We start from the raw sequence: 14,721 nt of genomic DNA, 5'->3' as shown, positions 1-14,721 counted from the left end.
CCCCGAAGTCTGCCCGAGGCCTCCCTCAGGTGAGAGCCAGCACGTACAGCAGCGCGGCGGCGCCCGAGGCGACCGTGCGGAGGTGGTTCCAGAAGGTCCACTCGCGCACGTACCCGGGCCAGTAGGCGGCCGCCTCGGCCGTCCCCGGGTCCAGCCGCAGCAGCGTCTCGTTGCGCGGCACGTTCGCCACCACGGTCAGCCCGAACGAACCGAACAGGTACAGCGCACTGCCCAGCAGCAGCTCCACCGTCCCGTCGTCCGGCCACAGCACGAAGGTCACCACGGCGATCACCGCACACAGCACCGCCGATCCCGCGAAGAGGCTCATGAAGGCCGGTGTCACCGCCGCCACGTTGATCGCGTTCATCGCGGCGACGCCCTGTGCCGGCGGCAGCGCGGCGAGCCCCCTCATCACGAACGTCGAGAACGCGCAGAAGACCCCGGCCACCAGCCCGGTCCCCAGTACACCCAGCACGACCAGCACCAAGTACGGTCCGTGGATCATGCTCCGGCCACCTCCCCTCCGTCTCGTCCCGCACCGGGCGCCGTCTGCGCCCGCCCGTCACGACCGCGGCCCGCCACGGGCCCACCGGCACCTGTCCCCACCTCAACCGACCTCCGTCCCGGCCTCCCGCCACCCGCCCAGCACTGTCTCCACGGCCGCCGCGATCCGCCGCCGCGCCTCGTACCGCGGCACCCCGCTCATCAGCAGCCGGTCGTACGGAGTGTCCAGGTGCCGTACGGACGCCACGACCGCCGAGATCACCGCGCCCTCGGTCAGCGCCCGCCCGGCCGCGCTCCGCCCGACCCGCCCGCTGCCGCGCAGCGAGGCGTGCGCGGCGATCGCCCCGGCCCGCTCGGCCGGACATCCGGGAAAGAGCCGCCGGACCTCCGCCGCGAACGTCTGGGCGAACCGAGTGTCCTGCGCCGACCTGCGCCGCGCGTCCCGCGCCCGGCGCCGCCGCCGCGCCTCGGTGTCCGCCAGGCACCGCTCCTCGGCCCGCGCCAGCGCCTCCTCCTCGACGAGGACGCCCTGCCGCTCGTACCGGCTCTTCCGCCGGTTGTAGCGCACGACCACCGCCGACAGCGTGCTCTCCTCGCGCGATCTGCGCGTCAGCGCGGTGTCGCCGCGCGGCAGGAAGACCAGATGCCCGAGGTCGGCGCAGTCGAGGCAGCGCGGCACGCCCTCCTCCAGCACGAGCAGCGACAGCTGCCCGCGCCGGCACACGGCACAGTGCTTGCGCCGCAGCGGCTGGATGACGAGAAGTCCGGCGTGGGACGAGGCGGTCGCGGGTCGCACCATATCCGGTTCTTTCCCCCCGGGGCCCGGCTGCCACGCCGCAGGGGTGGGACCACGCGGCATCATGGGCCCTGTGCGACTCGAAGCGATCACCTGGGACCGGCTCGGTGAGCTGCTCGCCGACCGGCTGGCCGAGCTCAAGCCCGCCGACGGCGGCCCCTGGCCACGCGTCGCCTTCGACGGTGCTCCGGCGGCCCGGCCGGGAGACCTCGCCGAACGCGTCGCGCAGGCCCTGCGGGTACGCGGTCGCCCCTCGCTGGTGGTGGGGACCGAGGGTTTCCTGCGCCCGGCCTCGCTGCGGCTGGAGTACGGCAGGCGGGACGTGGAGTCGTACTACAACGGATGGTTCGACACCGGTGCCCTGTGGCGCGAGGTCTTCGGCCCGCTCGAACCCGGCGGCACCGGCCGTGTCCTGCCCGATCTGTGGGACCCCGCCACCGACCGGGCCACCCGCAGCCCCCACGTCCAGCTCCCGCCCGGCGGTCTCCTGCTGCTGCACGGCCCCCTCCTGCTGCGCCACTGGTTCCCGTTCGACCTCACCGTCCATGTCCTCCTCTCCCCGGGCGCCCTGCGGCGCCGCACTCCCGACGCCGACCACTGGACGCTCCCCGCCTTCGAGCGCTACCTGGCCGAGGTCGACCCCGCCGGGACCGCCGACGTCCTGGTGCGCGCCGACGATCCCCGGCATCCGGCGTGGAACGGCTGACCAATTTTATATGCACGTGCATGTAACTTGTGTATGCTGACGGCATGACGATCTCCACAGACGACACGGTCTCCTTCGACGACTCCGTACGCGCCCTCCTCGACGGCCGGAACTTCGCCAGTGTCGCCACCCTCGGTCCCGACGGGGCGCCGCAGAACTCGGTGGTCTGGATCAAGCGCGAAGGCGACACCGTGCTCTTCTCGTCCATCGCCGGACGCCAGAAGGTGCGCAACCTCCGCCGCGACCCCCGCGTCAGCCTCACGGTGTTCGACCTGGCGAACCCGTACACCTCGGCCGAGATCCGCGGCACCGCCGAGATCCTTCCCGACGAGGGCAAACGGCTCCCGTACGAGCTGTCGCACAAGTACCTCGGCACCAACCCGCCGGAGGAGAAGGACGACGAGGTCCGCGTGATCGTCAGGATCGTCCCGGCGAAGGTCGTGGCCTTCTCCGCCTGACCGGTCAGAGCCAGCCGTTGCGCCGGAAGCCGCGGTACAGCGTCAGACACGCCCCGGATATCACGGCGATGACGAGCGGATAGCCGAACCGCCAGTGCAGCTCCGGCATGTGCTCGAAGTTCATGCCGTACACACCGCACACCATCGTCGGCACGGCGATCACCGCCGCCCACGCCGTGATCTTCCGCATGTCCTCGTTCTGCGCGACCGTCACCTGCGCGAGGTGCGCCTGCAGAATGGAGTTGAGCAGTTCGTCGAAGGACGCGATCTGCTCCTTGGCCCGCATCAGATGGTCGAGCACGTCACGGAAGTAGGCCTGTATCTCCGGCGCGACCACTCGGATCGGCTTGGTCGCGAGGTCCTCGACGGGACGGCCCAGGGGTGCCACCGCCCGCTTGAGCTCGAGGAGTTCACGCTTCATCTGATAGATGCGGCCCGGATCCACCCGCGCGCCGTTCTCCGCGAACACATCCGTCTCGACCTGGTCGATGTCGGCCTGCAGCGAGTCCGTGACGGTCAGGTAGTCGTCAACCACGTGATCCGCGATCGCGTGCAGCACCGCCGCCGGGCCCTTGGCGAGCTGCCGCGGATCCGACTCCAGCTCCTCGCGCAGCGGACCCAGGGAGCCGTGCCTCCCGTGCCGCACCGTCACCACGAAGTCGTGGCCCACGAACACCATGATCTCGCCGGTGTTCACCACCTCACTCGTCGCCGTCAGCTGCTCGTGCTCCACGTAGCAGACCGTCTTGAACACCGCGAACAGCGTCTCGCCGTACCGCTCCAGCTTCGGACGCTGATGGGCCTCGACCGCGTCCTCGACCGCCAGCGGGTGCAGGTCGAACAACTCGGCGATACCCGCGAACTCACGGTCCGTCGGCTCGTGCAGCCCCAGCCAGACGAAGCCGTCGCCGCTCTTGCGCACCCGCTCCACGATGTCCACCAGATCGCCTTCCCCGGGGACCCGGGCGCCGTCCCGGTACGTCACGCAGTTCACCACCGAGGAGCCCAGCGGGGAGCGCGCGGGGTGACTCAGGTCGACCTTCGGCCTCCGCCGGGCCAGCCGCGCCACCCTGCGCAGACCACCCACCCTGCCGAGGCCCGTGACCTTCCGCAGATTCCCAGCCATGGACATCTGGATCTCCTTGCGTGGATCTCCTCGCGTAGCACTGCCGCGCCTTGCCGAGCCAGTCTGCCAGCCGGGCGCCGGCGGCGGGTAAGCCTGTGGAAACGGGTGATTCCGCTTGGTTCCCGGCTGTGGACGGAGCAACGGAACGTCGGATGATCGTGATATGACCCCATCCGACATGACGCCGTCCGACGGGTACCTCCTCGACAACCGGCAGGACGAGGCGGGACAGCGCTTCGACGCCTTCGCCACCCTCTTCGACCCCACCACCTTCCGCCATCTCGAGGCGCTCGGCATCGGCCCCGGCCTGCGCTGCTGGGAAGTGGGTGCCGGCGGCACCTCAGTGGTGTCCTGGCTGGCCGGGAAGGTCGGCCCCACCGGCACGGTGGTCGCCACCGACATCGACATCTCGCGGGTCGCCCCGGCCGCCCGCCCACCGGTGGAGGCGCGCGTCCACGACGTGGGCGCCGAGGAGCCGCCGGGGGAGGGTTTCGACCTGGTGCACGCCCGGCTCGTCCTCGTCCATGTGCCGGACCGGGAAAGAGCGCTGCGGTCGATGGTCCACGCGTTGCGGCCCGGCGGCCGGCTCCTGGTCGAGGACGCCGATCCGGCCCTGCAGCCGCTGCTCTGCCCCGACGAGCACGGCCCCGACCAACAGCTCGCCAACCGGCTGCGGCACGGCTTCCGCAAGCTGCTCGCCGACCGCGGTGCCGACCTCTCCTACGGCCGCAAGCTTCCCCGCCTGCTGCGCGAGGCCGGCTTGCGCGACGTGCGGGCCGAAGCCTGCTTCCCCGTCACCTCACCCGCCTGCTCCACTCTGGAGTCCGCCACCGTGCGCCAGATCCGCGAGCAGCTCGTGCACGCGGGTCTCGCCACCGACGAGGACATCGACCGGCACCTGTCCAACGTCGCCTCCGGCTCCATGGACCTGGCCACGGCACCGATGATCTCGGCGTGGGGACGGAAGGCGTAGCGCGTCTGACGGGCAGTGCCCCGCCCGTCACCCCGGGTGTGGGCGGCCTGCCGTCCACCGGCTCGACCGCCCGGGCTCCCGCCCGGCAGCCGGCGGCCCCGCTCGTCGAGGGTGCTGGTGCCGGCTTGCCGTAGTGGTGCCTCATCCGGGCGTGGGCGGCCTGCCGCCCACCCGCTCGACCGCCCGGGCTCCCGCCCGGCAGCCGGCGGTCGCCGCCTCCTCGGGGGACGCGCCCGCGGCCAGCGAGGCGAGGAACGCGCCGGAGAAGGCGTCCCCGGCGCCGGTGGTGTCCCGCGGTGTCGCCGGTGCGGCCGGGACCCGGGCGAGCAGGGCGCCGGACCGGGCCACCCACGCACCGTCCGCGCCCGCCTTGACCACCACCAGCGGGACATGGCGGCTCAGCTTGACCGCCGCGTCCGCCGGGTCCGGCAACCCGGTCAGCAGGGCCGCCTCGTCCCGGCTGGGCAACAGCACCTCCACCCGCTCGGTGAAGGCCAGGAACCGGTCCACCCCCAGCCGCCCGAGGAACCCCGCCGACGCCGGATCCAGGCTCACCGGCACACCACGCGCCCGAGCCGCCTCCCGGGCCACCGCCGCCAGCGCCCGGCTCGCCTCGGAGAACAACAAGTAGCCCGACAGATGCAGCCGGGCGACCCCGTCCAGCAGCGCGTCGGACCAGTCGGCGGGTTCCAGCCGCAGCGACGCGCCGCTGTCCGTGAGGAACGTACGCTCGGCCGACGCCCCCGTGTCGACCAGACAGACCACCGTCCCCGTGGCGGCCTCCGGGTCGACGACGAGCCGCGGCCGCACTCCGGCCGCGATCAGCTGCCGCTCGTGCCAGGCCGCCGCGTCCACGCCGACCCGCCCCAGCAGCCGTACGTCCGCACAGCCCGTGTGGGCGGCCCAGCAGGCCACGTTGGCGCCCGCGCCACCCGGCACCGTCCGGATCGCGGCCGCCGTGTCGGTGCCGGCCGCGAGCGGCCCCCGGTGCCGGGCGACGACGTCCGTGACCACGTCCCCGACCACCAGCAGCGCCCCGCCGCCCGCCGGGCCTTGGGAGTCCGCCGTCACCCCCGCGCCCACGCCGCCGCGATCCGCGCCGCCAGCCGGACGTTGCCGCGCACCGCCGCGAGGTTGGCGTCCAGCGAGGCCCCGTCCGTGTGCCGGACCAGGTGGTCGAGCAGGAACGGGGTGACCGCCTGACCGGTGACGCCCTCCGCCTCGCAGGCGTGCAGCGCGTCGGCGAGCACGCGCGCGTGCAGCGCGGGGTCGAGCTGTTCCTCCTCGGGGACGGGGTTCGCGACGATCAGCGCCGACTCCGGCACACCGAGGCCGTCCTGCGCCCGCATGACCTCCGCCACCTGCTCGGGGGTGTCCAGCGTCCAGTCGACCGGCTGCCCGGAGTCCGACAGGTAGAAGCCGGGGAAGCGGTCCGTGCGGTATCCGGCGACGGCCACGCCCAGCGTCTCCAGGCGCTGCAGGGTGGCCGGCACGTCCAGGATCGACTTCACCCCCGCGCACACCACCGTGATCCGCGTCCGTGCCAGCAGCCCCAGGTCGGCTGACTCGTCCTGGGTGACCGTCCACTCCCGGTGCACACCGCCCAGCCCGCCCGTCGCGAACACCCGGACGCCCGCCAGCGCGGCCAGCAGCGCGGTCGCCGACACCGTGGTCGCCCCACTCGCCCCGGCCGCCACGGCGAGCGGCAGGTCCCGGTGACCCAGCTTGCGGATCCCGTCCTCGTTCGCGATCCGCTCCAACTGCTCCTTGTCGAGGCCGACACGGGGCCGCCCGTCCAGCACCGCGATCGTCGCCGGTACGGCACCCTCCCGCCGTACCACCTCTTCCAGCTCCAGGGCCACCTGCAGGTTGCGCGGGCGCGGCAGCCCGTGCGCGATGATCGTGGACTCCAGCGCCACCACGGGCCGACGCGCGTCGATCGCCTCACGTACTTCCTCGGACACCACCAGCACCACGCGCCTGCCTCCTGTCAGTCCGTCTTCCCTCATCCCTGGCGGGCCGTGCGCCCGGATAAACGCTTGCCGCCTGTGGTGGTCACCACCAGCCTTGGCCGTATGACCGACAACGGCACACGCCTCGACCACGTCGTCCTGTGGGTGAGTGATCCGGCCGCCTCGGCCGGCTTCTACGAGCAGGCGGTCGGCCTCGAGCCCCTCAGGGTCGCCGAGTTCACCGCGGGGACGGTCTCCTTCCCCTCCGTGCGGGTCAACGACGAGACCATCCTCGACCTCGCGCCCCTCACCCTCGCCGAACGCATGAACATGCTCCCCGGTTCCGCCGACAGCGCGGGCCACCCCGTCAACCACGTCTGTCTCTCCCTGCCGTCGGACGCGTTCGACGCGCTCCGCGCCCGGCTCGAGGCGCACGCCGTCCCGATGTCCGAGATCGCGCACGACTCCTACGGCGCCCGCGGCAAGGCCCCGCGCAGCTTCTACTTCCGCGACCCCGACGGCAACGTCTTCGAAGCCCGGCACTACGCGTGAGCCGCTCGGCCCGGGCCGTCAGAACAGCGGCTCGGGCAGCACGCCCTCCAGGGCGAGCAGCTTGCGCTTGGTCTCCAGCCCGCCCCCGAACCCGCCGATGCCCCCGTCGCTCTCCACGACCCGGTGGCACGGCACGACGACCGGCAGCGGATTGGCGCCCATCGCCGCCCCCACGGCCTGCGCCGCGCCCGGCTGGCCCACCCGCCCGGCCAGGTCGCCGTACCCCACGACCGTGCCGTACGGGACGGCGCGGACCAGTTCGCGCAGCACCTGCCGGTTGAAGCCGGAGATCAGCGACCAGTCCAGCGGCAGCTCGAAGGCGTGCCGCTCACCCGCGAGATACGCCCGCAACTGGCGTATCGCCTCGGCCAGCAGTGGGGAGCCGGGCGCCTCGACGGGCTCGGTGCCCAGCCGGGCCGCCAGCCGGGCCAGCGCCCGGTCGCGCACCGTGTCGGTGGCGTGGAACACGACGTTGACCAGGCCGTCGCTGGTCGCCGCCAGCAGCAGGGGGCCGATGTCGCTGCCGACGAGGGCCCACACGACCCGCTGCTCGTACTGCCCATGGCTGTCCATGCGCCCACGGTACGACCCGCCACTGACAGTGACACCCGGACGCGGGTTCCACCGCCCGCGGGCTCAGGATCCGCCCAGTGCCGTCCGCACGACGTCGGGCCTGTTCGTGATGATGCCGTCGACGCCGCAGCGGGCCACGCTCCGGGCGGTGGCCGCGTCGTCGACGGTCCAGGCGAACACCCCCATGGGCCTGTCGTGCGGCCCGTCGAGCGCGTGTACGGCAGCGACGTAGTCGCTGGTGACCGATCCGTACGAGGGGTTGATCAGGTCGGCGAAGCCCGCGTACCGCCGCAGGGTGTCCACCGACGGCGCGCCGAGGAAGCCGGTCGTGATGCCGGGCTTGAGGTCGTGGACGATGCGCAGGCTGTCAGCGCTGAAGCTCTGCACGATCAGCCGTCCCTGGTGCCGCCGGTCCAGCCAGCCCTCGTTGCCCAGCAGCTTCAGGGTCTGCCGCTCGATGTCCGGGTACAGCTCGGGATTCTTGATCTCCAGGAGCAGCTTCTGGTGGTTGTGCTCGACCCGCCCCATGTACTGCTCCAGCGTGGGCACGCGGGTTCCCCGGTAGGCGGGGGCGAACCAGCTGCCCGCGTCCAGGCGGGCGATCTCGGCGGCGGTGAAGTCCTTCACCTTCCAGGGCGCCCGGCCGGGGAAGACGTCCTCGGCGTCCGTGGTGCGGGCGAGGCTGTCGTCGTGGATGACGACCAGCTCCCCGTCCCTGGTGCGCTGGACGTCGTTCTCGACCCAGGAGAAGCCCAGGGCGGCCGCCTCGTCGATGGCGGGCAGGGTGTTCTCCGGGGCGTAGGCGGCGCCGCCCCGGTGGGCGATGACCTCGGGGTGCCCGCCGACGTCGTCCGTCCGGGCGTGCGAGGTGGGGGTCAGCAGGGCGGCCGCCCCCAGGAGTGCGGTGGCCGTTGCGGCGACTGCGCGCGCGTACATGCGTACTCCTCGCGTCAAGGCGTCAAGACGGATGCCGACGGGTGCCCGCTCATACTGATCAATGCGGACAGCTCCAGCCTGACAGCAGAGAGCCGACAGCGGAGGGCGCGTGATGGCCAGGGATGGGACTGACTCGTCCAAGTCCGCTCACCGGTGCCGCACAAGTGGGGCAAGTGTGTGTTTCTTTGTCGGAAAGTCGTTCGACCATTCCGGTGGAGGTCATACTCTCAGCGACAGCCTTGGCCGCTGACGCGGTCCTGGGCGGGGGCGCTTGTCATACATTCCGGAACGCAAGAGGGCGGAAGGGCAGCCGCGCATGCAAGGCACGGTCGACGGTTTCAGCTACGGGGTCGTGACCCCGTTGGTGGCCTATCTGATGGCGTGCCTGGGTGGTGCCCTCGGTCTGCGCTGCACCACGCGTTCGATGCTGGTGGCCCACTCCTGGCGCCCCGCCTGGCTGGCCCTCGGATCGGCCGCGATCGGTTCCGGCATATGGACCATGCACTTCGTCGCGATGATGGGCTTCACCGTCAAGGAGACGCCGGTCCACTACGACAAGCCGTTGACGTACGCGAGCCTCGGCCTCGCCATCGTCATGGTCGGCGTCGGGATCTTCATCGTCGGCTACCGGGGCGCCACCGGCACGGCCCTGTTCACCGGCGGCACGATCACCGGTCTGGGTGTCGCCTCGATGCACTACCTCGGCATGGCCGGCATGCGCCTCAACGGCACGCTCGAGTACGACACGCCCACCGTCGCCGCCTCGGTGGTGATAGCGGTCGTGGCCGCCACCGCCGCCCTGTGGGCCGCCGGACAGGTCCGGGGATTCCTGTGGAGCGTGGGCGCGAGCCTCGTCATGGGCCTCGCGGTCAGCGGCACGCACTACACCGGCATGGCCGCTCTCACCGTCCACCTGCACGCCACCTCGGGCCCGCCCGGCGGCGAGTCGCCCGCCGCTCTGCTGGCGCCCATGCTGGTCGGCCCCCTCGCCTTCCTCCTCATCGCGGGCGTCGTCGTGATGTTCGACCCGCTGATGGTCGTGGGCAAGCCCGACTGGACCCGCGTCGAACACAAGCCGGGCATCCCGGCCGGCGCCATGGCCCACTCCGCCCGCCGCCCGCCGCCGCGGCCGGTCCGCCCGCAGGCCCACCGAAGCCACCGCACCCCGCAGAACCGCTGATCAGGCCCCGTTGTCAGTGCGGGGTCGTACGGTTGATGTCATGCGGCCCGTTTCCCACATCGAACGCACGGTGGCGCCCTTCGAGGTCGTCAGCCCCTACCAGCCCAGCGGCGACCAGCCGACGGCCATCGCCGAGCTGGCCCGACGCATCGAGGCAGGTGAGAAGGACGTCGTCCTGCTCGGCGCGACCGGCACCGGCAAGTCCGCCACCACCGCGTGGATGATCGAGAAGCTCCAGCGCCCCACGCTCGTGATGGCACCGAACAAGACGCTGGCCGCCCAGCTGGCCACCGAGTTCCGCGAGCTGCTCCCGAACAACGCCGTCGAGTACTTCGTCTCGTACTACGACTACTACCAGCCCGAGGCCTACGTCCCGCAGTCGGACACCTACATCGAGAAGGACTCCTCGATCAACGAGGAGGTCGAGCGACTGCGCCACTCGGCGACGAACTCGCTGCTCACCCGCCGCGACGTCGTCGTGGTCGCCTCGGTGTCCTGCATCTACGGCCTGGGCACCCCGCAGGAGTACGTGGACCGGATGGTTCCCCTCCGGGTCGGTGACGAGATCGACCGGGACGAGCTGCTGCGCCGCTTCGTGGACATCCAGTACACGCGCAACGACATGGCGTTCAGCCGCGGCACCTTCCGGGTCCGCGGCGACACCATCGAGATCTTCCCGGTGTACGAGGAGCTGGCCGTCCGCATCGAGATGTTCGGCGACGAGATCGAGGCGCTGTCCACGCTCCACCCCGTCACCGGGGAGATCATCAGCGACGACCGGCAGCTGTACGTCTTCCCGGCCTCCCACTACGTCGCCGGCCCCGAACGCATGGAGCGGGCCGTCAACGACATCGAGAAGGAGCTGGGGGAGCGCCTGGCCGAGCTGGAGAAGCAGGGCAAGCTCCTGGAGGCGCAGCGCCTGCGGATGCGTACGACGTACGACCTCGAGATGCTCCGCCAGATCGGCAGCTGCTCCGGTGTCGAGAACTACTCGATGCACTTCGACGGCCGTCTGCCCGGTTCGCCCCCCAACACCCTGCTGGACTACTTCCCGGACGACTTCCTGCTCGTCATCGACGAGTCGCACGTCACGGTTCCGCAGATCGGCGCCATGTACGAGGGCGACGCGTCCCGCAAGCGCACCCTGGTCGACCACGGCTTCCGGCTGCCCTCCGCACTGGACAACCGCCCACTGAAGTGGGAGGAGTTCCAGGAGCGCATCGAGCAGACCGTCTACCTGTCGGCGACCCCGGGCGCCTACGAGCTGTCGCGCGGGGACGGTGTCGTGGAGCAGATCATCCGCCCCACGGGCCTGGTCGACCCGGAGGTCGTCGTCAAGCCCACCGAGGGCCAGATCGACGACCTGGTGCACGAGATCCGCAAGCGCACGGAGAAGGACGAACGGGTCCTCGTCACCACGCTCACCAAGAAGATGGCCGAGGACCTCACGGACTACTTCCTGGAACTCGGCATCCAGGTGCGTTACCTGCACAGCGACGTGGACACGCTGCGCCGGGTCGAGCTCCTGCGCGAACTGCGCTCGGGCGAGTTCGACGTCCTGGTGGGCATCAACCTCCTCCGTGAGGGTCTGGATCTGCCCGAGGTGTCCCTGGTGGCCATCCTGGACGCCGACAAAGAAGGCTTCCTGCGCTCCGGCACCTCGCTGATCCAGACCATCGGCCGCGCGGCGCGCAACGTCTCCGGCGAGGTCCACATGTACGCCGACAAGATCACCCCGGCCATGGAGCGGGCCATCGAGGAGACCAACCGCCGCCGGGAGAAGCAGGTCGCCTACAACAAGGCCAACGGGATCGATCCGCAGCCGCTGCGCAAGAAGATCAACGACATCGTCGCCCAGATCGCCCGCGAGGACATCGACACCGAACAACTGCTCGGTTCCGGTTACCGCAAGCTGAAGGACGGCAAGGGCGCCAAGGCCCCGGTGCCGGCGCTCGGCGACAAGACGTCCAGGGGCGCGACGGCCGCCAAGTCCGCGAAGTCCGCGAAGGGCAAGGCCAAGGACGCGGTGCCCACCGACCGTCCCGCGGCCGAACTCGCCGAGCAGATCGAGGAGATGACCGAGCGCATGCGCGCCGCAGCCGCGGACCTGCAGTTCGAGATCGCCGCCCGGCTGCGTGACGAGGTCTCCGAGATGAAGAAGGAACTGCGTCAGATGAGGGAGGCGGGCCTGGCCTGAGCCCGGGCCGCCCCGACGGACCCCGGTGTTCGCGTGACGTGCGGAGTGTTGCAACAACGACACAAAGCGCGGGCCCGGGGTCGGCTCTGTCAGTGCCCCTGCGTAGGGTTTTGGTCAACCGCGCGCTCCGCGGCAACAGGGGAAATCCGAGAGGGGACACCGCCGTGACCGTCAACATGACCAAGGGTCAGGCCATCAGCCTGGAGAAGAAGGACGGGGGCAGCCTGACCGCGGTCCGCATGGGTCTCGGCTGGCAGGCGGCTCCCCGACGCGGTCTGTTCGGCTCGCGCACCCGGGAGATCGACCTGGACGCCTCCGCCGTGCTGTTCGCCGACAAGCAGCCCGTCGACGTCGTGTTCTTCCGCCATCTCGTCAGCGACGACGGATCCGTGCGGCACACCGGCGACAACCTCGTCGGCGGTGTGGGCCAGGGCGGCGACGACGAGGCCATCCTCGTCGACCTGCAGCGCGTCCCCGTCCACATCGACCAGATCGTCTTCACCGTCAACTCCTTCACCGGCCAGACCTTCCAGGAGGTGCAGAACGCCTTCTGCCGCCTGGTCGACGAGACCAACGGCCAGGAGCTGGCCCGCTACACGCTGGCGGGCGGCGGCGCGTACACCGCCCAGATCATGGCCAAGGTGCACCGTTCGGGTACGGGCTGGACGATGACCGCTCTGGGCACCCCGTCCAACGGCCGTACCTTCCAGGACCTGATGCCGGCGATCCTGCCGCACCTGTAGTCCGGCCCGGCGACCGGCGCACGACACCACGACCAGGGGGGACAGGCGATGACGGCCGAGCTGGTGCGGGGGCAGAACCACCCGCTCTCGCAGGTCCGGCTGGAGATCCGGATCGCGGCCGGGGTGCCGGTCGTGGCCGGGGCCACGCTCGGCGACGACAGCGGCAAGGTGCGGGGCGTCGAGTGGGTGGCCCACCCGGGCTCCCCGACCCTGCCCGGCCTGGAGGTCTCCCGTCAGGCGGCCGCCGAGCACCGCCTCGCGGTGGACCTCGCCGCCGTGCCCGAGCAGGTGCACCGCGTCCACGTGCTGCTCGCCCTGCCTACGGGGACGGGCGGGCCGCTCCGCTTCGGTGCCGTCGCCGCCCCCTCCGCCGCCGTCACCGGCCTCGACGGCACCGAGGTCGCGCGCTACACGATCAACGGCCTGGACGCGGAATCGGCTGTCGTCGCCCTGGAGCTGTACCGCAGACAGGGCGCCTGGAAGGTGCGTGCCGTGGGCCAGGGCTACGCGGGCGGCCTCGCCGCGCTCCTCACCGACCAGGGTCTTGCCCAGGCCGACGCGCTCGCCGACCGCATCCAGGAGGCGGTGGCGCGAGGCCTGGCACGTTCCATACCGGCGCCCGAGCCGCGTACGGCGGACGGGGACCTGGCGCGGCAGGCGACGGCCCCGGCGCCCGGCTCCGGCCAGTCCCGCCCCGCACCCCGGGACGTCCCGGAACAGGCGCCACCGTGGACCGCGCGGCCCTGCGACGGACGGCCGGCGGCCGCCGGTGCCGACCCGTCCGGCGGCCCCCTCGACTACACCCATCCCCGGCGCCACGCGGCCCCGCCGCCTCCCGCCCCCGAAGCGCCCCCCGTCCCGCCCGGGCAGCCCGCGGTGCCCGTCGCGGGCGACGCGGTCGGCTGGTCCATGGACGAACGGCTCTACAACCAGGTCTGGGGCATGTTCGAGGACCTGGCCCGCACCACGGCCGCCTACCGCAGCGCCGTCGACTTCGCCGAATCGCGCATGGACAAGGAGCTCGACCAGGTCCTGTCCGACCCGCGCAGCCGGCTCGGTTCGGCGGGCGAAGCGGCGCGCGAGGCGGCCCGCGCCAAGCGCGACCGGATCGTCGGTCAGGCACGGGCGGCACTCGACCGCGACCTCGCCCAGCTCACCGCCGAGGCCGAGGTCGTCGAGCCCGCCCTCCCGCCGGCCTGCGCCCGCTGGGACAACCCCGTCTGGCACGGCTACCAGGTCCCCGCGGAGCGGCCGCTGGCCGTGCGCCTGGGCGACCTCCATCTGCCGGAGAGCGCCCCGCTGCGCGTCCCGATGCTGGTCCGGCTGCCGCTGGAGCGTGGCCTGTGGATCGACAGCGGCCGCGTGACGGCACCCGACGGCACCGTTTTCGAGCCGGGCGAACTGCGGCACCTCGCCATGGAGGCGGCGGTGGCGCTCGCGACCCGGCTGTTGGCCGCGCACCCCGTGGAGGAGTTCGGCGTCCAGGTGATCGACCCGGCCGGTTCGGCGGCCCGGGCGCTGGCACCACTGGTGCGCAGTGGTGTCCTCGCCGCACCGCCGGCGGCCGGCGCCGCGGGAGTGACGGAGGTCCTGGAACGCCTTGTCCGGCGTGTCGACCTGGTGCAGATGGCGGTGCGTGGTGACGCGACCGCATCACTGCCGCCCGGCCTGGACACGGCCCGGCAGCTGCTGGTCGTGACCGACTTCCCGCACGGTTTCGACGACCGGGCCGTGACCGCGTTGCGGTACCTCGCGGACGAGGGCCCCGAGGTGGGCGTGCACCTGCTGGTGGTCGCCGACCGCGAGGACGCCGCTGCCTACGGTCCTTTGCTCGACCCCTTGTGGCGTTCCCTCATGCGACTCACCCCGGTGCCCGACGACCACCTCGCGGACCCGTGGGTCGGCCATGCCTGGACGTACGAGCCCGCGTTGGTGCCGCCGGGCAGCGAGGTGCTCCACCATGTGCTGGCCAAGGTGGCGGCCGCTTCTCCCAAGCAACAGTAAAGCTGCTCTGAGCAGCGATTT

General features: G+C 71.9%; 15 protein-coding genes. 8 read left to right on the top strand and 7 right to left on the bottom strand.

Features of this window, described 5'->3' with window-relative positions; all coding sequences use genetic code 11:
* Positions 1-25: 25 nt before the first annotated feature.
* Together ABZX30_RS07470 and ABZX30_RS07465 are read right to left on the bottom strand one after the other, a co-directional pair.
* A complete protein-coding gene (locus tag ABZX30_RS07470) occupies positions 26-505 on the bottom strand; it encodes an anthrone oxygenase family protein (RefSeq protein ID WP_355930023.1) in 480 nt (159 codons plus the stop codon).
* Between the two features lie 102 nt (positions 506-607).
* Positions 608-1,303 (bottom strand): DUF2293 domain-containing protein, encoded by a 696-nt coding sequence (locus ABZX30_RS07465; protein WP_355930021.1) that lies wholly within the window; start codon positions 1,301-1,303, stop codon positions 608-610.
* A gap of 61 nt (positions 1,304-1,364) precedes the next feature.
* Here ABZX30_RS07465 and ABZX30_RS07460 point away from each other — a divergent pair, with 61 nt between their 5' ends.
* Positions 1,365-2,006 carry a uridine kinase gene (locus tag ABZX30_RS07460; protein ID WP_355930018.1) on the top strand — a complete coding sequence of 214 codons (642 nt, stop codon included), beginning with the start codon at positions 1,365-1,367 and terminating at the stop codon, positions 2,004-2,006.
* A gap of 44 nt (positions 2,007-2,050) precedes the next feature.
* Entirely contained in the window at positions 2,051-2,464 is a 414-nt protein-coding gene (locus ABZX30_RS07455; RefSeq protein ID WP_355930015.1) for a PPOX class F420-dependent oxidoreductase, read from the top strand.
* A gap of 4 nt (positions 2,465-2,468) precedes the next feature.
* Here ABZX30_RS07455 and ABZX30_RS07450 read toward each other — a convergent pair whose 3' ends face one another.
* The gene (locus tag ABZX30_RS07450) at positions 2,469-3,596 is read right to left on the bottom strand and encodes a magnesium and cobalt transport protein CorA (RefSeq protein WP_355930014.1); all 1,128 of its coding nucleotides are present in this window, start codon (positions 3,594-3,596) and stop codon (positions 2,469-2,471) included.
* A 172-nt stretch (positions 3,597-3,768) separates the two neighbouring features.
* Here ABZX30_RS07450 and ABZX30_RS07445 point away from each other — a divergent pair, with 172 nt between their 5' ends.
* Entirely contained in the window at positions 3,769-4,563 is a 795-nt protein-coding gene (locus tag ABZX30_RS07445; protein WP_355930188.1) for a methyltransferase domain-containing protein, read from the top strand.
* Between the two features lie 141 nt (positions 4,564-4,704).
* Here the strand turns inward: ABZX30_RS07445 and ABZX30_RS07440 are convergent, their stop codons facing one another.
* Positions 4,705-5,646: a PfkB family carbohydrate kinase gene (locus tag ABZX30_RS07440; RefSeq protein WP_355930011.1), complete on the bottom strand. Its 942-nt coding sequence runs from the start codon at positions 5,644-5,646 to the stop codon at positions 4,705-4,707.
* Positions 5,631-6,539 carry a pseudouridine-5'-phosphate glycosidase gene (locus tag ABZX30_RS07435; RefSeq protein ID WP_355930009.1) on the bottom strand — a complete coding sequence of 303 codons (909 nt, stop codon included), beginning with the start codon at positions 6,537-6,539 and terminating at the stop codon, positions 5,631-5,633. The genes ABZX30_RS07440 and ABZX30_RS07435 overlap by 16 nt, the downstream gene beginning before the upstream one ends.
* 99 nt (positions 6,540-6,638) lie before the next feature.
* Here ABZX30_RS07435 and ABZX30_RS07430 point away from each other — a divergent pair, with 99 nt between their 5' ends.
* On the top strand, positions 6,639-7,067 hold the full coding sequence (locus tag ABZX30_RS07430; protein ID WP_355930007.1) for a VOC family protein: 429 nt from the start codon (positions 6,639-6,641) through the stop codon (positions 7,065-7,067).
* 18 nt (positions 7,068-7,085) lie between these two features.
* Here the strand turns inward: ABZX30_RS07430 and ABZX30_RS07425 are convergent, their stop codons facing one another.
* Positions 7,086-7,640, bottom strand: coding sequence for a methylated-DNA--[protein]-cysteine S-methyltransferase (locus ABZX30_RS07425; protein ID WP_355930005.1), 555 nt, complete (start codon positions 7,638-7,640; stop codon positions 7,086-7,088).
* Positions 7,641-7,703: 63 nt separating this feature from the next.
* Complete coding sequence (locus ABZX30_RS07420) at positions 7,704-8,576, bottom strand: glycerophosphodiester phosphodiesterase family protein (protein WP_355930002.1); 873 nt, start codon at positions 8,574-8,576, stop codon at positions 7,704-7,706.
* Between the two features lie 316 nt (positions 8,577-8,892).
* Here ABZX30_RS07420 and ABZX30_RS07415 point away from each other — a divergent pair, with 316 nt between their 5' ends.
* From ABZX30_RS07415 to ABZX30_RS07400, 4 genes are all read left to right on the top strand, one after another.
* Positions 8,893-9,756, top strand: coding sequence for an MHYT domain-containing protein (locus ABZX30_RS07415; RefSeq protein ID WP_355929999.1), 864 nt, complete (start codon positions 8,893-8,895; stop codon positions 9,754-9,756).
* A gap of 40 nt (positions 9,757-9,796) precedes the next feature.
* Positions 9,797-11,953 carry an excinuclease ABC subunit UvrB gene (uvrB, locus tag ABZX30_RS07410; RefSeq protein ID WP_355929998.1) on the top strand — a complete coding sequence of 719 codons (2,157 nt, stop codon included), beginning with the start codon at positions 9,797-9,799 and terminating at the stop codon, positions 11,951-11,953.
* Positions 11,954-12,117: 164 nt separating this feature from the next.
* A complete protein-coding gene (locus ABZX30_RS07405) occupies positions 12,118-12,696 on the top strand; it encodes a TerD family protein (protein WP_355929996.1) in 579 nt (192 codons plus the stop codon).
* Between the two features lie 48 nt (positions 12,697-12,744).
* A complete protein-coding gene (locus ABZX30_RS07400) occupies positions 12,745-14,700 on the top strand; it encodes a TerD family protein (RefSeq protein ID WP_355929993.1) in 1,956 nt (651 codons plus the stop codon).
* The last annotated feature ends 21 nt before the right edge of the window (positions 14,701-14,721 follow it).

This window comes from Streptomyces sp. NPDC004542, assembly GCF_040610035.1.
Lineage (GTDB): Bacteria > Actinomycetota > Actinomycetes > Streptomycetales > Streptomycetaceae > Streptomyces.
Note: the sequence above shows the minus strand (reverse complement) of the source record. Positions and strands in the feature narration are given on the sequence as shown.